We start from the raw sequence: 18,232 nt of genomic DNA, 5'->3' as shown, positions 1-18,232 counted from the left end.
CGAAGGAGGACAAAGACGAAATGAAATTTCATAAAATATTGATTGCCAATCGTGGTGAGATTGCTGTGCGCATTATTCGTGCCTGCCGCGAGCTTGGCATCTCGACAGTGGCTGTTTACTCGGAAGCGGACAAAGATTCCTTGCATGTCCGTCTTGCAGACGAGGCCTACTGTATCGGACCAACACTGTCTAAGGACAGTTATCTTAACTTTACTAACCTGATGAGTGTAGCTACTTTGACGGAATGTGATGCCATCCACCCTGGGTACGGCTTTTTGGCCGAAAATGCCGATTTTGCGGAAATCTGTGATTCCTGCAACATTACATTCATTGGTCCTTCACCGGAAGCTATTACCAAGATGGGTGACAAGGCTGTAGCGAAACAGACGATGAAGGATGCAGGCGTGCCTGTTATCCCTGGATCGGACGGACTTGTAGAAACAACCGAAGAAGCGATTATGATTGGACGTGATATCGGATATCCTGTCATTATCAAAGCTACCGCTGGCGGTGGAGGTAAAGGAATTCGGATCGCTGAAGACGAAGAGCAACTGGTAAAACAAATCACGGCTGCACAACAGGAAGCTCAGAAGGCATTCGGAAACGCCGGTGTCTATCTGGAGAAATTCCTGACAGGCATGAAACACGTTGAAATTCAGATCATGGCTGACAAGCATGGCAATGCCGTGCATCTTGGCGAGCGTGATTGTTCGGTTCAGCGCCGTCGTCAGAAGCTTGTTGAGGAAGCTCCTTGCCCTGTGATCAACGAGGAAGTTCGTAATCTCATGGGAGAAGCTGCTGTGCGTGCTGCACTTGCGGTTAATTATTCGGGAGCCGGTACACTGGAATTCCTGCTTAGTCCGAATGGTGAGTTCTACTTTATGGAGATGAATACTCGTATTCAGGTTGAACATCCAGTTACTGAGATGGTAACAGGTGTTGATCTGATCCGTGAAATGATCTCTGTTGCCGAAGGTAATCCGCTCTCTTTCCGTCAGGAAGATGTGGTTATTAACGGATGGTCGATTGAGTGCCGGATCAACGCTGAAGATCCTGACCGCAACTTTATGCCTGCACCAGGCAAGATTGGTTTTTACCTTGCACCGGGTGGCCCTGGAGTTCGGGTGGACAGCGCAGCATACCCTGGTTACACGATCTCTCCATTTTATGACTCCATGATTGCAAAATTGATCGTTTGGGGTGCAACTCGCGATGAAGCGATCGCTAAAATGAAGCGTGCTTTGGCAGAATTTGCGATTGAAGGTATCTCGACAACAATTCCTTTCCATCAGAAACTTTTGGAGCATCCAACGTTTATTCGCGGAGATTTTGATATTAAATTTCTCGAGGAAAACGAGATTTAACAGTCATATTGGGCTTGTTTGTCATAATGTAGCCCAAATGATATAGTATGTAATAATAAGAGCGCATGTCTCCTGCATCGGATAAGCCCGCCCTTTAGCGGATGGTTGCAGGAGCTCCGGTAAAGCCGGACCGGAAGGGTTCTGTATGTTATGAAAATGAACCGGCGCCCTGACGGATGGCCGCAAACTTATCTCGCGAAAGGTGTGTTGAACATTTATGAGTACACTACCGACAGAATTTGAACGTACGGATATCGGTGAAATCCAGATCGCACCTGAAGTTATCGAAGTGATTGCTGGACTTGCAACTGTGGAAGTTAAAGGAGTAGCAGGAATGAGCGGTGGATTCGCAGGTGGATTCGCGGAATTGCTCGGCCGCAAAAACCTTTCAAAAGGAGTTAAGGTTGAAGTAGGTCAACGCGAAGCTGCAGTGGATGTTTCCGTTATTATTGAATATGGATACCGTTTGCCGCAGGTTGCTACTGAAATCCAACAAAACGTGAAGCGCTCCATTGAAAACATGACAGGATTGAACGTGAATGAAGTGAATGTTCACATTCATGACGTTCAGTTCAAGAGTGCTGAAAAAGTGGAAGAGATCGACCTGAACACGCAACGTGTAAAATAATAAGACAGATTTCCCCCGGCACTTCTGTCGGGGGTTATCCCGTCTTGGACGGGTCTTTCGTTATGCACTTGAGACGGACAAGGTGATCAACGTTAAGCTTTTCAGCAGTTAAGCAATGTGAGTGAGCAAGGGAGGCTGTGCAGTTCGTGGCTAAAATACTGGATCGGCTTCTGTTGTTTATATACAGCATAAGCGTAGGAGCAATATCGGCAGCGGTCATCTTACTGATTAGCGGTGTGCTGCCATACGAATTGAATTACCAGCAGGAACAAAATGTTATTGTTGCGTCAATTGTCGCGGCAGCGATTTTGTTTGTCCTGAGTTTACGTTTTTTCTACATCTCGATTCGCCGCGAGCGTGGCTCGTTACCTTCTGTGGATCAACGTACCGAGTTCGGGGATGTTCAGATTTCAATGGAGACAATTGAAAATCTCTGTTTGAAGGCTACTTCCCGTTTTCGTGGAGTACGTGACGTCAAAGCGCGCATCCGTGTGGTGGAGTCAGGACTGGAGATTAAGATTCGGGCTGTTGTGGATGGGGAGACACCTATTCCGGCGCTGACTACGGATCTGCAAAAGGCGATACATGATCATGTGCAAGAGATTACAGGAATTCCTGTTTCTTTTGTAACCGTATATATCGCTAATGTGACCCAGTCGCCTAACTACAAGAGTCGCGTGGAATGAGGTGAGTTTCACTGATGTTGTGGAAAGAGCTTTGGGATAGCTACAAGGGACGTATTCTAGGCGTCGCCTTTGGTATTTTATTGGGATTTCTTTATGTTTGGATCGGTTTTTGGGATATGTTGTTCTTTGCACTTTTGGTGTTCATCGGGTATACATTTGGCAGACGAAGCGATGAGAAGCTAGGCTCGTTCATTCCTTGGGGAGAGTTACGACAATGGCTTGGAGATCGCTGGCGTCCGTTCAAATAAGCCTATCAGAACCCTGCAATATGTTTCTTCCGAAAATAGAACTTTAGTTTGAGTTGCCCGATTTTTGGAGGAAACGTGTCGCAGGTTTTTTTGTGAAAAGAGATCGCAATATCAGAGAGGAGCCATGGGTATCCTGTATAGGGTAATGAAGTGGTTTCTTGAATTTTAAAATAAGCATGATGACGCTCGGGATCGAGCGCTGCAGGAGGCAGGACATGAAAAGACGTTTGGCAAGGGAAATTGCAGTACAGAGTCTGTATCAGATGGAAATGAACGAAGTGAGCGCAGCTGAAGCGGTGAACATGTTGATTAATGAAGCGGCTGAGGAGAATGAAACCGAAGTTGAAATCCGTGATGAAGAAAAAATGCGCAGCTACGTTACCGAAATGGTGCAAGGTGCGTGGAGTCATAAGGAAGCGATTGACGGTTTGCTTGTGGACTATTTGAAAGGCTGGCAGCTGAGCCGGTTGTCACGTGTCGACCGCCAAATTTTGCGTTTGTCCACGTATGAGATGGTGTTCCGCGACGACGTTCCAGCCAAAGTTTCGGTCAACGAAGCGATTGAGCTGTCTAAGTATTTTGGCACAGATGAGTCAGGCAAGTTCGTTAATGGTGTTCTTGGCCGCATGATTCAGGAAGTGGATAGCATCAAGCAAAAATTGTCCTAAGGCAACATCTTGAATGGATTAGAGTAGACAAGCCAGCTTTTCTGTAAGGATGTATCTAGATCGTTTTATCTAATATATGTTCATATAAGGGAGAGAGTACAATGACAGCATCTATTATTAACGGTAAAGAAGTATCCCAAGAACTCCGCGCAAACATGACCGCAGAAGTAAAACAACTTAGCGAACAGGGAGTGGTACCGGGTCTGGCTGTTGTGCTTGTGGGGGAAGATCCGGCTTCTCAAGTTTATGTGCGTAATAAGGAAAAAGCATGTCATGACCTCGGCTTTTACTCTGAAGTACATCGGCTGGATGCAAGTACATCGCAAGCGGATTTGCTAGCTCTCGTGGACAAGCTGAACAATCAGAAGTCCATTAATGGTATTCTTGTGCAGCTTCCACTGCCTGGCCACATTGAAGAGAAAGCGGTAATCGATGCGATTGCTGTAGATAAAGACGTAGATGGATTCCACCCAGTGAATGTGGGGAATTTGGTTATCGGTGATGACAGCTTGCTCCCATGTACACCTGCAGGTGTCATTGAATTAATTAAACGCACGGGTTTGGAAATGTCTGGTAAACACGCTGTCGTTATCGGTCGTAGTAACATTGTAGGTAAACCGGTATCCCTGCTGCTGCAACGTGAAAATGCAACCGTAACGATGTGTCATTCCCGTACGGCTAATATGAAAGAAATTACACGTCAAGCGGACATTCTGGTCGTAGCGATCGGTCGTGCTAATTTTGTGAATGCCGATTATGTTAAACCAGGCGCTGTTGTGATCGATGTCGGGATGAATCGTTTGGATAACGGAAAACTCGCAGGGGATGTAGATTTTGAAAGTGTAAAAGAAGTCTCTGGCCCAATTACACCTGTTCCCGGCGGCGTGGGTCCGATGACAATCACCATGCTGATGCAGAACACTCTGATCGCGGCAAAACGCGCTCACGGATTGGCCTAGGTAACTGTCCGTGGCAGAGCAGAAAATTTATTCTATTAAAGACCTGAACCGATATATCCGGATGAAACTGGAATCGGATCAGGTTCTGTCGGACGTCTGGCTGCGCGGGGAGATATCCAATTTCACGCATCACTCCAGCGGCCACATGTATTTTACGTTGAAGGACAAGGACAGTCGGATCAAATCCATCATGTTTGCATCGCATAATCAGCGTTTACCCTTTGTACCGAAGGAGGGTGCAAGGGTTATTGCGCGTGGTAACGTTTCGGTATATGAACGCGACGGGCAGTATCAATTTTATGCGACACATATGCAGCCAGATGGTATAGGGAGTCTATATCTGGCCTATGAGCAGCTGAAAAAGAAACTGGAGGACGAAGGGTTGTTCTCTCCTGCTCGCAAAAGACCCATCCCAAGCTATCCACAAACGATTGGTGTTGTAACATCGCCTACTGGAGCGGCTGTTCGTGACATTATGATCACACTGCAACGAAGATATCCATCGGCTAAAGTTGTATTGTACCCGGTGCTTGTTCAAGGCAAAGGGGCGGCTCCATCCATCGTCAAGGCAATAAACAACTTTAACCATATGGCTGAAGCGGATGTGCTTATTGTAGGACGGGGCGGTGGATCACTCGAAGAACTGTGGGCTTTTAACGAAGAAATTGTAGCTCGAGCCATTGCAGCTTCAACCATTCCAGTGATCTCTGCGGTTGGTCATGAAACGGACTTTACGATTGCAGACTTTGTTTCCGATTTACGTGCTGCGACACCAACAGCGGCAGCGGAACTTGCTGTGCCGAATCGTGCAGAGTTGCTGGAGCAGATTACACGAAGACAGCGCCAGTTACAGAACAGTCTGAAGCAACGTGCCGTATATCATCGTGAACGCCTGACTCGTCTTCAGCGCTCCCCGGTGCTGGTGCATCCGCGCAGAACGTTGATGCAGCATACAGAACGTCTGGATATGTTACATCAACGCTTGCAACGAAGTGTGGATACACGGATGAAATGGACGGGAGAAAAACAAGAACGGTTGCGGACAGCTTTACAGCGGTTTAATCCTCGGGAACAAGTGAATACAGCACGCCGGGACAATGTAGCTGCTCGCAAGCAACTTGAACTTGCGATGAGATCAATTACACGTAGCAAGCAACAACAGTGGAAGTCACTGGTAAGGCATCTCGATGCACTCAGTCCGCTGAAGGTGATGTCACGTGGTTACAGTCTAGTCTACGATGATCAGGAACAGCGATTGATTAAATCCATAAACGATGTACAGCCGGGCGACTCGGTGAAGATCAAATTAGCGGACGGACAGCTGGACTGTCAGGTCTGGGGAATGAAGGAGGACAATAACATCCATGGCGAATGAACCGGAACTGAATTTTGAAGAGGCAATGGCGGCATTAGAAGACATCGTAGGTCAGCTGGAGCATGGGGATGTTCCTCTGGAGCAAGCGATTGATTTGTTTCAGCGCGGAATGAAGCTTTCCCAGTTATGCGGTTTGAAGCTGGAACAAGTGGAACGTAAGATCGAGATGATCGTAGAAGAAGACGGGGAGCTTCGCAAGAAGCCTTTTGGTACGGCTGACGAGGAGAGCGGTGAGATTAATGAGTAACCGTCTTTCATTTGGAGCTTATCTTCAGGAAGTTACTGGAGATGTTACGGAAGCGCTGAAACATACCCTTCCCGAGCATTGGGATGTGCCTCGTTCGCTCACCGATTCGATGCAGTACTCATTAATGGCTGGTGGTAAACGCCTTCGTCCACTTCTGGTCGTTGCTGCGGCGGAAGCCTTCGGCGCGGAGCGTACAGCCGCGATGCCGGTAGCCTGCGCCGTGGAGATGGTTCATACATATTCGTTGATCCACGACGACTTGCCTGCTATGGATAATGATGATTATCGTAGGGGAAAATTAACGAATCACAAAGTATATGGAGAAGCGACAGCCATTCTTGCGGGAGATGCACTGCTGACCCATGCTTTCTATAGCATTGTTCAGGCTGGACGTCAGAGCGGAGTAAATGCTGATGCTTTGTTAGCTATTGTCCAGGATTTAGCTGAACTTGCAGGAGCCAGAGGCATGGTTGGCGGTCAGGTTGCTGATATGGAAGGCGAGCAAGGCTTGACAGACTTGTCTCAGCTTCAATATATTCATCTGCATAAAACAGGTGATTTGATTGTCTTCTCCCTCCTTGCAGGTGCTCGCATCGGAGGAGCTACAGAAGGACAATTGGAGGCACTAAGTGTATTTGGCCGGGATTTAGGACTTGCATTCCAGATTCAGGATGACATTTTGGACCTGACGGGTGACGAGCAGAAGATGGGGAAAAAAACGCAAAGTGACGTGAATCAGCAGAAGGTAACTTATCCGTACTTCATCGGAATGGAAGCTTCCGTTGCAGAAGTGAAGTCCCTCACACAATCTGCTAAAGATGCACTTGAACGAGCGCAATTGCCGGATGCTTCAAGGTTAATGGAGATTGCCGATTATCTGATGAGTCGTGACCATTAACATTTAACGTAGCTGGCTGATTCAATGTGAAATGAACAGTGTAATGATAGTAATGGCCTCTTTATGCCAATAAACGAAACAAAAGCTTTTTTCATGAAAGGAGAATACATAATTATAGAGCTTCGGATATGAATCGTAAGCGAACGACTCTTGATCGGCTCTGAAGCAGACTGTAAATTATGATTCTTGTTCGTTTATGGTATAATGATTCAATGTTATTCAATCCATTACAATCAATAAATGATATACATTTAATGAACAACAACATTTCTAGGAAAGCGGGGAGATTCTCGTGCTGCTTCCACAAATTAAACAACCCAGTGATCTAAAGGTGATGTCCCAGGATGATCTTGTCCTTTTGTCGGCAGAGATCCGCCAGTTTCTGATTGAGAAGCTATCTGCTACAGGTGGGCATCTTGCACCGAACTTAGGAGTGGTTGAGCTCACCGTGGCCCTGCACTACTGCTACAACAGTCCGACGGATAAAATGATTTTTGATGTGGGGCACCAGGCTTATGTGCATAAAGTTTTGACGGGCCGGATGGATCGCTTTGATACATTACGCCAACAGAATGGATTATGCGGATTTGTCAAACGGAACGAAAGTGAACATGACGTATGGGAAGCCGGGCACAGTAGCACTTCATTGTCTGCTGCTATGGGTATGGCTATGGCTCGTGATCTGAAAGGCGAGGATAACCAGGTTATCGCCATCATTGGAGACGGAGCGCTTACAGGCGGTATGGCGTTTGAAGCACTGAACCATATCGGACATGAACAGCGTAAGCTGATGGTTATTCTTAACGATAATGAGATGTCCATCGCACCCAATGTGGGAGCCATGCATAAATACTTGAGCAAAATTCGTTCAGATCGTCATTACTTGAAAGCTAAAGATGATGTGGAAGGCATTCTCAAAAAAATTCCGGCCATTGGTGATCGTCTGGCGAAATCGGCGAGCTGGATTAAGGATAGTGTCAAGTATATGATGGTTCCCGGTGTTCTTTTTGAAGAACTGGGTTTCACGTATTTGGGCCCGATTGACGGGCATGACATCCCGCAACTGATTGAGGCTTTCAAACAGGCTGACAATGTGGATGGTCCTGTAATGGTTCATGTGCTTACTACCAAAGGCAAAGGTTATCAGCCTGCCGAGGCGGATTCGCATAAGTGGCACGGAATTTCGCCATATAAAATTGAATCAGGCCAAGTGCTCAAAGCAGTTGGAAAACCGATGTACACCGAAGTATTCGGTCAGACGCTCATTGAACTGGCGAAAGAGGATAAACGTATCGTTGCGGTTACACCTGCGATGCCTACAGGTTCAGGTCTGATTCCATTCAGCAAAGAGTTCCCGGATCGCATGATTGATGTGGGGATTGCGGAACAGCATGCAGCTACGATGTGTGCGGCACTGGCTATGGAAGGGCTAAAACCGGTTTATGCGGTATACTCCACGTTCATGCAACGTGCATATGATCAGATCGTTCACGACATCTGTCGTCACAATGCAAATGTTATATTTGCCATTGACCGTGCTGGATTTGTTGGACCTGACGGTGAGACACATCAGGGCGTATACGATGTTGCGTTTATGCGTCACATTCCGAATATTGTACTTATGATGCCAAAAGATGAGAATGAACTGCGCCATATGATGAAAACGGCGCTGGATTATAACGAAGGTCCGATTGCGTATCGTTACCCACGTAACAATGTGGTCGGCGTACCAATGGACGATGTCTTAGTTCCGATTCCAATTGGATCATGGGAACAGCTACGTCCAGCTGAAGGATACGCAATTATCGCTTCGGGTTCCATGGTTCAGCTGGCTGAAGAAGTTGCAGATACGGTGAAACGGGAAGGGATAAATACTGGAGTTATCAATGCTCGTTTCCTCAAACCATTGGATGAACAGATGCTTCGTGATCTGGCTGTCCGTGGGACAAAGCTGATTGTGCTTGAAGAAACCTCACAGGCAGGCAGCATGGGAAGTGCGGTGTTGGAATTCTATGCTGAACAAGGTATACATGATGTTCATGTGCACCTGATGGGCATTCCTGATCGATTTATCGAACATGGCAGCATCAAGGAACAACGTGAAGAGGTTGGTCTCACTGTGGAGAATGTAAGTGCCGAATTGCGTAAAATGGCTGTTCAATCTTCATACGGAATGTCCAAAACACGTTTTCCTTCCTAACATTAGAATGATTAGCGGATAGGAGAAAGACATGTCACTCCCGAAAGAAAGAATCGATGTGCTGCTGGTGGAACAGGGCTACTACGAAAGCCGTGAGAAGGCAAAGGCTGCGATAATGGCCGGACTTGTGTATGCCAATAACGAACCGATTGAAAAAGCAGGCATGAAAATTCCAAGGGATGCTCAGCTGAAGGTAAAAGGTTCAGTGCATCCTTATGTAGGCAGAGGTGGACTAAAGCTTGAAAAAGCGATTCGTCATTTCAACCTGGATATGAATGATCTTGTCATGTTGGATATCGGTTCATCCACTGGTGGTTTTACGGATTGTGCCCTCCAACATGGTGCATCCCACGTATACGCCATTGATGTAGGGTATAATCAACTGGATTGGTCACTGCGTAATGATGAGCGGGTCACCGTGATGGAACGTACGAATTTCCGTTATGTCACGCCTGAAGATCTGAGTGGACCTGTGCCAAACTTTGCAAGCATTGACGTATCCTTTATATCCTTGCGAATTATTCTTCCGCCGCTTCTGGCTCTGTTGCAACGGCCTGCGGATATTGTGGCTCTAATTAAACCGCAGTTTGAGGCGGGACGAGATAAAGTGGGTAAATCGGGTGTTGTCCGAGACCCGAAGGTGCACAAGGATGTATTGCAGACCATGCTTCATTTTGCCAGTCAACTTGGATTAAACCTGAAAGGCCTTACCTTCTCACCGATTACGGGTGGGGAGGGAAACATCGAATTTCTCGCACATTGGCGTCTGGAAGCATCAGAGGCCGCACAACCAGAGAACGACGAGGCTTCACTTGACGGACTTGCAGAGCAGGTCGCCAAGGAAGCCGCTCATACTTTTACGGGAAACTCATCATAGGATGGGTTTCTTTTCGCTGGAAAGATATTTTGGGACAAAGGAAAACGGGTGTTCGATCTCGAATATATCACTTGAGGTGAGCGGTAATGGAGGGTCAATATGACACAATCGTTATTGGTGTGTTTGCTGTCTGTTTAATCGTATGGTTGTTTCTCGGACTGCGTAGCTGGCTGAATCGTCCGATTCCGGTAAGCTTGGCCGAGTTGAGACTTAATGAAAACATTCAAGATTCTCCTGCCCTGACTTTACTTGAGGCAAATGGATACGACGTGATTGGCGGGAAAATGAAAGTGCCTTTAGCCTTTGAGGCCGATAATACCGTTCTATACAGCAGGTTGTTTATTGATTATGTTGCTGAGCGGCAGGATGCCCGGTATCTGGTCAAAACTTCCCGTCGCAGGCAACCTCTTGAACGAAGCGGACCTGCTATAAGGGATCGCTTTCTTCCCTATTTATTATTGTACCCTGGATGTGAAGGATTGCTTTATGTAGATACGGATGATTCCGATATAATGGTAATCAGGCTTATGGATTATCAAGAAGACGTGTATGATGGAGAGGATTTGGATTAATATATAATAAGTTTGAAGTATGGCATGATACAGCATTGCAGTAAAGATCAATACTGCATCTTTGCAATACATTTTAATTGGAGGCATGTATGAAAGGACAACGACATATCAAGATTCGTGAAATTATTAGTCAAAATGAGATAGAGACCCAAGATGATCTGGTTGAAGCATTGCGTCAAGCAGGTTTTCAGGTGACACAGGCAACGGTATCGCGGGATATCAAAGAGCTTCTTTTAATCAAAATTCCAATGGATGATGGACGATATAAATATTCTTTGCCGACCGATCAGCGCTATAATCCGATTCAAAAGCTCAAGCGCGCGCTTGTGGATAATTTCCTGCACATTGATCACACCAACAATCTTGTGGTGATGAAATGTTTGCCGGGAACAGCGAACTCCATTGCGGCATTGCTTGACAATATTGAGTGGACTGAAGTGATGGGTACGATCTGTGGAGACGATACGATCCTTATTATTTGCCGTACAGAAGACAACAGCGTCACTGTTATTGAGCGCATCATGGGATATATTGCTTAAATCAGCCGGAGGTGTTTTTGCAGATGTTAGTTACATTATCAATTCGCAATCTCGCCGTGGTGGAAGAAGTCGATGTGGTCTTTCATCCGGGGTTTCATGTACTGTCTGGGGAAACCGGTGCAGGTAAATCCATTATCATCGATGCTCTCGGCTTGATCGCGGGAGGGCGTAGTTCAGCAGATCTGATTCGGTACGGATGTGACAAAGCTGAGATGGAAGCGCTGTTTGAGATGGAACCCAGTCATCCGGTGTGGAGTACGCTGGAGCAGCTCGGTATTCATTGTGAGCCGGAGGAACATCTGGTGATTCGGCGTGAACTGAACACACAGGGTAAAAGTACATCACGGATTAACGGACAGCTTGTGAATTTGACAATGCTACGCGAAGTGGGCGAGAAGCTGATCAACATTCACGGTCAACATGAGCATCAGAGCCTGCTTCGTGCAGAAAGTCATCTCGGGTTGCTGGATACGTATGGCTCCGATATAATCGGCCCCGTCAAAGCAAAGTATCAGGAGCGATACAGCAAATTTATTGCAGCAGAGAAGGAATTGCGGGCGCTACAAGAGTCAAGCCAGCGGGCTTACCAACTGCTTGATATGTACCGTTTTCAACTGGAGGAAATCGCTGCGGCCAGCCTTACCCAAGGGGAAGATGAATTACTTGGCGAAGAACGGGTCAAACTATCCCATAGCGAGAAAATGATGGACAGTGTTTCGGGTGCATACGAGTTACTTAGTGGACAACGTGGATTAGAAGCGATAAGCATTGCGTTATCTCAAATTGAGGATATCTCTGGATATGACAGCAAAAGGTTGCAGCCGATTGTAGAGCAATTGCAGTCTGCTTTTTATCAATTGGAAGACGTCACCTTTCAACTGCGGGATTACCGGGAACGAATCGAATTTAATCCCGGCAGACTGGAAGAGGTGGAGCAACGATTAAATCTGATCTCTGGACTAAGACGTAAATATGGAGATAGTGTAGAACTCATTTTGAATTATTATGAACAGATCAGTCATGAGACCGACCAGCTAGAGAACAAAGATGAGCGTTTGGAAAAGCTTCGTACGGAGCGTGACAAACTGCTTGTGCTTGTGATGGAATCGGCTGAGGAGCTAAGCAAAGTACGTAAACAATGTGCGGAGGAACTGGCTGCTCAGGTAGAAAGTGAGCTCAAGGATCTGCAGATGGAACGAACGTCACTGCGTGTTCAGATCGTGCCTGCTGAAGATCCAAAGGGAATTGAATGGAATGGACGTCGAATCAGGTTCAGTCGCCAAGGTGCTGACAATGCGGAATTTCTGATCTCTCCGAACCCGGGGGAGCCTCTTCGGCCATTAGGCAAAATCGCTTCAGGCGGAGAATTATCCAGAATCATGCTGGCGATGAAGAGCATCTTTGCTTGTCATGACCGCATTCCGGTATTGATTTTTGACGAAGTGGATACCGGCGTTAGCGGCCGGGCAGCACAGTCCATTGCGGAGAAGCTTCATCGTCTGTCTTCGACGTGTCAAGTATTCTCCATTACACACTTGCCACAAGTAGCTTGTATGGCGGATCATCAGTATTTGATCGAGAAACATGTTTACGACGGTCGCACGATGACTCAAGTGGAATCGCTATCCGAGGAAGGCCGAGTGAAGGAATTGGCGCGTATGCTCGGTGGTGTGGAAATTACAGAAAAAACACTGCATCATGCACAGGAAATGCTGAATCTGGCGGAAGCCAAAAAAGGGTGAAACGGACGGCTGGCGTAATGTTTGACAGTAATAAAAGCCTGGGGGCAAGGTTATCTTATAGGTACGCAATTGGCGACCACCTTTCGTCAAGCGAAAGAAGCAAAGGGAGTGTGACAGCCATTGAATTCCCCCCTCAGGAAAAAATTGCTAGGTCTTTTATTTGCCTTCTTTCTATGTGTACTTAGCCAGGTTGTACAGCCGATGCAGAGTTATGCTTCTCTGCCTGATGAAGTGCAGGTCTTCGCAGGCAGGCAAGCAGACGTCAGGCTGGCAGTACCAGCCGCTTCAAGCGCTGTCGTAGATCGGCCGGATATCGTGGGACTGGATCAACAGTCTGCGCTCAAGGTTACTCGTCAGGAACCTTTACATCTTCATCCTCAGCAGACGGGACATGCTAAACTAACCTTGAAGCTATGGGGGAAAATTCCCGTTAAAACGGTTAATGTAAACGTAATTCCTGATCTGCGTGTGGTGCCAGGGGGTCAAACGATTGGCGTCAAAGTTAAATCTGCAGGTATCCTGGTTGTTGGGCATCATCTCGTTCGTTCTAATCCGGATGAACAAAAATCACCAGGTGAAGCGGCCGGGATCAAATTAGGTGACTTGATTACCCATATGGATGGCAAACGTCTGGATGGTGTATCGGGTGTATCCGAGGCCGTAGAACTTGCTGGTAAACGTAATCAAGGTATTGATGTTGTACTAAAACGGGGGAATGAAACCATTAAAACCAAGTTAACCCCGGCGTATGATGCAGAAGATAAAGCATGGAGACTGGGATTGTACATTCGAGACTCGGCAGCGGGTGTAGGTACGCTTACCTTCTATGCACCTGACCAAGGCGTATATGGGGCGTTAGGTCATGTCATTACGGACATGAACACTCAAACCTCCATCGTTGTAGGCAGTGGACAGATTGTACAATCTAATGTTACATCCATCTCCAAAAGTGAAACTGGTGATCCTGGTGAGAAAAGAGCCCATTTTCTTAAAGAAAGCAAAATTTTAGGAAACATCGAGCGTAATACGGCTTTTGGCATCTTCGGTAAGATGTCTCAGAATCCGGAACATAGCTTGTATTCGCAAGGAATACCTGTCGCTTTTTCACATGAAGTGAAGGAGGGACCGGCTGAAATTTTGACTGTGGTCGATGGGCAACAGGTCGAGCGATTCAGCATCGATATTGTGCATGTTGCCGATCAATCGGAGCCAGCGACAAAAGGGTTGGTATTGCGTATTACAGACCCTAAACTGATCGATAAGACGGGTGGCATCGTTCAAGGAATGAGCGGTAGCCCGATTGTTCAAGATGGCAAGCTTATTGGTGCAGTGACTCATGTCTTTGTGAATGATCCGAAATCCGGTTATGGGTGTTTCATTGAATGGATGCTCCAAGATGCTGGTGTAATGATGAAAAAAGGTCAAGCGAAAAACCTTAAGGCTGGTTAAACAGCTTTAAGGTTTTTTTGTCGAAAGTAAACATATTATATCGTATGCTGAAATAAAATATTTATTATAAAGGATCAAGAAAAAAAAATAAAGAAAAATAATTTTCGACAGAAGGAATTTCACTTGGCGTGTCGAAAATTTAACGTGTAAGGAAATGTACGAAATTGTAAAATACGAGGTTTTAAATAAAAGGAGGATACCGTTTTGCAAAAAATTGAGGTATTGCTGGCCGATGATAACCGTGAATTTACGAATTTGCTCGCCGAATATATATCCGAACAGGAAGATATGGAAGTGACCGGTATTGCATACAACGGTGAAGAAGTACTGCAATTGCTGGAACAAACTCGGGATGTACCGGATGTGTTAATTCTGGATATTATCATGCCTCATCTGGATGGACTCGGCGTGTTGGAACGCCTGCGCGGCTTAAACCTGTCTCCGCAGCCCAAAGTAATTATGCTCACTGCATTCGGCCAGGAAAACATCACACAGCGTGCTGTGCAACTCGGAGCTTCCTATTATATTCTCAAGCCATTTGACATGGAAGTACTGGCGAATCGGGTGCGTCAGCTTGTAGGCACGCAAACAACAATGCCTACAAGCGGCGGTTCTTCTTCCTCCATGTATATCAATAAATCTAATGTTGTACCGATGGGCAAACACAAAAATCTGGATGCCAGCATCACGTCAATCATACATGAAATCGGAGTTCCTGCGCATATTAAAGGATATCAGTATTTGCGGGAAGCGATCACGATGGTATACAACAATATCGAAATTTTGGGCGCCATCACCAAAACGTTGTATCCTGCCATTGCCGAAAAGTTCAAAACGACGCCGTCCCGCGTCGAACGTGCCATCCGTCACGCGATTGAAGTGGCCTGGACACGCGGCAACATCGACAGCATCAGCCACCTGTTTGGCTACACGATCAACATCAGCAAGTCCAAACCGACGAACTCCGAGTTCATCGCGATGGTTGCTGACAAGCTGAGAATCGAGCATAAGGTTAGCTGAAAGGATAAGCTGTAAGATTTTGAGGATATTAAGGACTATTACAGTTTAGTTGCGGTTATAAAAATACGGACGTTTTAAGCCGATAATATCGAAATAAATAAGACAACAAATACCACTTGTTTATGTGATTTCTATAATCACATAAACAAGTGGTATTACTTATCGACAAATTTATGCTTATAACAGTTCGAAAAAAATCTTTCTCCCAAGATATGGGCTTCCCATTTTTGCTGTACGATTTACGAAATCTGGCCAAGGTCAAGCCTAATCAAGTCTATATTTATTTCAATAAAGAGAAAATCCTCAACCTAAATTAAATAAAACTGACACCGTAAGATTAACGACGTCAGTTCGAGACATAAATGATTACAATGTTTATTGAATTGAGATATTAAAAACAGAATTCAATGAGATGTTCTTTTCTTTATCCTTGTATCCATGATGTAACAGCAATGGATGATGGCTTTGGTTCAAGGTATGTTGCTCCACCCAAAAGCGTATCGCCGAAGAGCCCTTTTTGATAAACTTGACCATACGTTGATTTATAAATTGGATAGCCAACTCCTATACCTGTTTTACCTCCGGGGACATTCATAGGAACCATTACGGATGTGGATACGCCAATTTGTTCATTAAGGCTACGACCAAACTCAGCCGCAACAAACTCTTTAACTCCGAGGCTGAGAGAAGTTTGTACCTCTACTGATACACTTTCGTTTGCACTTATCGAAATTTCTACACCATTGCATGACTGAGTTTTCGGTTTATTGCAAAAGTATTTGCCTCTCGCAATTTCAGTCCAACCATCAACACTTTGGGTTGGACTTTTTACAAGTTTGAAACCCCAAATGTTCTGTGGACTAATAGAGTCATCTTGCTCTTTTACAAGATCGCGAGGGTTATCAGATTCATTGTTTACTATTTGGATTGAAACCAACTTTGCGCTTTCGGAAGGCTTTTCAAGTCCGTATTTCTCAATAAGTTCTTCCTGATTATTTTCTGTAGCGTAAACAGTGGTGTTTTCTTTAATTGGTTCCCCATTTAGGTAAACATAGCCGGAAATTTTACCCGAATTTACAGGGATTAACTCTTTTTCGGAAGCACTAGCGAGACTGTAAAAAGTAGCAGATAAAGCCAAGACTGAAGAAGCGAGGACCAGAGATAATTTCTTCTTCAATTTTTTTATCCTCCTTTTAATATTATGTACTAATAATATCCAATTGAAATGGTATATTCAACATATATTTGTAAATATAATTAATCTTTTGGAAGTAATAAGGGTCTATTTATTAAGTTTCCTTAAAATGATTTTTTCCACATGAATATATTGACTAACGTTAAGTTATATAGAAGTGTATAAACTGCTACCCAGCTAATTCCGAAAAAATTCAAAATGATGCAGTTCACATCGAACTTGGGATACGTCACGTCATTGAACTGGCATGGACTCGAGGGCATCAGTGACAGCATTAGCCACCTGGATGTTCTGCTAAAGCCCAATAAATATCCGAATTTTTAGTGTATTTCTATATTTGATTTAATAGACATTACAAACTAACAATTTGAACAACACGAAAAAGTGTAAATGTGACTTATTACCTAAAAAGTTTACAGGTTTAAGCAAAGTATTGGTGTTTTTTCGAAAAAATTTACCTGAAGTTAACGCTTTTTTAGGTAAAAAGTGGTACGATGTGACCACGGATAGATCAAAAGTGACATGGTTGACGATATGGCGAGGGGTTGATTTATGTGTTTACTCAAATAGGTGAAATTGCTGAACCGATTCCAGTCGTACTGCCAGAAACCAAGTGTGATGCCTTATATCAACTGTTTAAATCCAATCCAAATTTGGAGGGTGTAGCGGTTGAAGGGAAAAAAGGAATTTCATTGATGATGCGAACACGTTTTTTTCAACAGATCGGCTCACAATATGGTTACAATCTCTACATGGGGCGTCCTGTGAAGCTGCTTATGAACGTAAACGCACTGGTCGTAGATTATTCGGAACAGATTACAGATGTCAGCGTGGCGGCGATGAAGCGTGAAGAAGCGGATCTGTACGATCTAGTTCTGGTAACATCTGGAGATCGATTCCATGGGGCAGTGAGTATTCGGCGATTATTGCTGGCGGTTGCGGATGTTCGAGCGGAAATGGCTATATTTATGAATCCGTTAACAGGGCTTCCCGGCAATCGAATCATAGATGATCGATTAGTTCAGGTGCTTAAACAGGATCAGTTCAGTGTTCTATACATTGATCTGGATCAGTTCAAATCGTATAACGATAGTTATGGTTTCAAATTGGGGGACGAACTTATCCAAGCAACGGCTACTTTACTCCGTGAGCATTTTGGGGTAGCAGAGGCTTTTCTTGGACATATCGGCGGGGATGATTTTATCGCAATCCTGAACCACCATCAGTATAAGCGGGTCTGTGAAGAAGTCATTTCCCAGTTTGAAGAGTTGAAGAAAAATTTCTACAACGAACAGGACTGGAACAATCAGTATGTGATGGGTGAAGGCCGCTCGGGCTTGAATCGACCTATTCCATTAGTGTCCGTATCCATTGCTGTTGTAACCAATCTATATCAACGATATGAAAATATTAATCAAATTATTGATGAAGCTACACGTGTGAAAAAAAGCTGCAAATCCATCAATGGCAGCATCATTTGTTCGAATGACATGGAGGGGGAGGCTGTGCGGGCCTAGTTGTGCCTAAACTTAGATACTACATAAGTTAATGTTAATCGTTTCGAT

The 18,232-nt window shown here is 45.2% G+C and carries 18 protein-coding genes; 17 read left to right on the top strand and 1 reads right to left on the bottom strand.

All coding sequences use genetic code 11. From position 1 onward, the window contains the following. The first annotated feature begins 20 nt into the window (after positions 1-20). The 16 genes from accC (at position 21) to spo0A (ending at position 15,472) form a co-directional block, all read left to right on the top strand. Positions 21-1,364: an acetyl-CoA carboxylase biotin carboxylase subunit gene (accC, locus tag Q9R46_RS13455; RefSeq protein ID WP_145331823.1), complete on the top strand. Its 1,344-nt coding sequence runs from the start codon at positions 21-23 to the stop codon at positions 1,362-1,364. Positions 1,365-1,581: 217 nt separating this feature from the next. Next, complete coding sequence (locus tag Q9R46_RS13450; RefSeq protein WP_090922519.1) at positions 1,582-1,992, top strand: Asp23/Gls24 family envelope stress response protein; 411 nt, start codon at positions 1,582-1,584, stop codon at positions 1,990-1,992. Between the two features lie 146 nt (positions 1,993-2,138). After that, positions 2,139-2,678 carry an alkaline shock response membrane anchor protein AmaP gene (amaP, locus tag Q9R46_RS13445; RefSeq protein ID WP_090922517.1) on the top strand — a complete coding sequence of 180 codons (540 nt, stop codon included), beginning with the start codon at positions 2,139-2,141 and terminating at the stop codon, positions 2,676-2,678. Between the two features lie 14 nt (positions 2,679-2,692). Continuing rightward, positions 2,693-2,926: a DUF2273 domain-containing protein gene (locus tag Q9R46_RS13440; RefSeq protein ID WP_090922515.1), complete on the top strand. Its 234-nt coding sequence runs from the start codon at positions 2,693-2,695 to the stop codon at positions 2,924-2,926. Positions 2,927-3,141: 215 nt separating this feature from the next. Continuing rightward, positions 3,142-3,594 carry a transcription antitermination factor NusB gene (nusB, locus tag Q9R46_RS13435; RefSeq protein ID WP_145331821.1) on the top strand — a complete coding sequence of 151 codons (453 nt, stop codon included), beginning with the start codon at positions 3,142-3,144 and terminating at the stop codon, positions 3,592-3,594. A 101-nt stretch (positions 3,595-3,695) separates the two neighbouring features. Beyond that, the gene (gene folD, locus Q9R46_RS13430; RefSeq protein ID WP_311280378.1) at positions 3,696-4,553 is read left to right on the top strand and encodes a bifunctional methylenetetrahydrofolate dehydrogenase/methenyltetrahydrofolate cyclohydrolase FolD; all 858 of its coding nucleotides are present in this window, start codon (positions 3,696-3,698) and stop codon (positions 4,551-4,553) included. A 10-nt stretch (positions 4,554-4,563) separates the two neighbouring features. After that, positions 4,564-5,928, top strand: coding sequence for an exodeoxyribonuclease VII large subunit (xseA, locus tag Q9R46_RS13425; RefSeq protein WP_311280377.1), 1,365 nt, complete (start codon positions 4,564-4,566; stop codon positions 5,926-5,928). Further along, the gene (gene xseB, locus Q9R46_RS13420) at positions 5,918-6,175 is read left to right on the top strand and encodes an exodeoxyribonuclease VII small subunit (protein ID WP_090922507.1); all 258 of its coding nucleotides are present in this window, start codon (positions 5,918-5,920) and stop codon (positions 6,173-6,175) included. Before xseA ends, xseB begins: the two co-directional genes overlap by 11 nt. Next, complete coding sequence (locus Q9R46_RS13415) at positions 6,168-7,073, top strand: polyprenyl synthetase family protein (protein WP_311280376.1); 906 nt, start codon at positions 6,168-6,170, stop codon at positions 7,071-7,073. Before xseB ends, Q9R46_RS13415 begins: the two co-directional genes overlap by 8 nt. Before the next feature lie 292 nt (positions 7,074-7,365). Next, a complete protein-coding gene (dxs, locus tag Q9R46_RS13410; RefSeq protein WP_145331816.1) occupies positions 7,366-9,273 on the top strand; it encodes a 1-deoxy-D-xylulose-5-phosphate synthase in 1,908 nt (635 codons plus the stop codon). Positions 9,274-9,304: 31 nt separating this feature from the next. After that, complete coding sequence (locus Q9R46_RS13405; RefSeq protein WP_311280375.1) at positions 9,305-10,150, top strand: TlyA family RNA methyltransferase; 846 nt, start codon at positions 9,305-9,307, stop codon at positions 10,148-10,150. Between the two features lie 86 nt (positions 10,151-10,236). After that, entirely contained in the window at positions 10,237-10,722 is a 486-nt protein-coding gene (locus Q9R46_RS13400; RefSeq protein ID WP_145331814.1) for a hypothetical protein, read from the top strand. Between the two features lie 89 nt (positions 10,723-10,811). Continuing rightward, positions 10,812-11,261: a transcriptional regulator AhrC/ArgR gene (ahrC, locus tag Q9R46_RS13395; RefSeq protein ID WP_090922497.1), complete on the top strand. Its 450-nt coding sequence runs from the start codon at positions 10,812-10,814 to the stop codon at positions 11,259-11,261. 23 nt (positions 11,262-11,284) lie between these two features. After that, on the top strand, positions 11,285-13,003 hold the full coding sequence (gene recN, locus Q9R46_RS13390; RefSeq protein WP_311280374.1) for a DNA repair protein RecN: 1,719 nt from the start codon (positions 11,285-11,287) through the stop codon (positions 13,001-13,003). A 120-nt stretch (positions 13,004-13,123) separates the two neighbouring features. Further along, positions 13,124-14,452: a SpoIVB peptidase gene (spoIVB, locus tag Q9R46_RS13385; RefSeq protein WP_311280373.1), complete on the top strand. Its 1,329-nt coding sequence runs from the start codon at positions 13,124-13,126 to the stop codon at positions 14,450-14,452. A 204-nt stretch (positions 14,453-14,656) separates the two neighbouring features. Continuing rightward, positions 14,657-15,472: a sporulation transcription factor Spo0A gene (spo0A, locus tag Q9R46_RS13380; protein ID WP_311280372.1), complete on the top strand. Its 816-nt coding sequence runs from the start codon at positions 14,657-14,659 to the stop codon at positions 15,470-15,472. 424 nt (positions 15,473-15,896) lie between these two features. On the opposite strand, the gene Q9R46_RS13375 is transcribed toward spo0A, so the two are convergent. After that, on the bottom strand, positions 15,897-16,649 hold the full coding sequence (locus tag Q9R46_RS13375; protein ID WP_311280371.1) for a hypothetical protein: 753 nt from the start codon (positions 16,647-16,649) through the stop codon (positions 15,897-15,899). 572 nt (positions 16,650-17,221) lie between these two features. Here Q9R46_RS13375 and Q9R46_RS13370 point away from each other — a divergent pair. Beyond that, the gene (locus Q9R46_RS13370; RefSeq protein ID WP_311280370.1) at positions 17,222-18,184 is read left to right on the top strand and encodes a GGDEF domain-containing protein; all 963 of its coding nucleotides are present in this window, start codon (positions 17,222-17,224) and stop codon (positions 18,182-18,184) included. Positions 18,185-18,232 lie beyond the last annotated feature (48 nt).

It is taken from the genome of Paenibacillus sp. RRE4 (assembly GCF_031844205.1).
Classification (GTDB): domain Bacteria; phylum Bacillota; class Bacilli; order Paenibacillales; family Paenibacillaceae; genus Paenibacillus; species Paenibacillus xylanexedens_B.
This window is presented reverse-complemented; position numbering and strand designations above follow the sequence as displayed.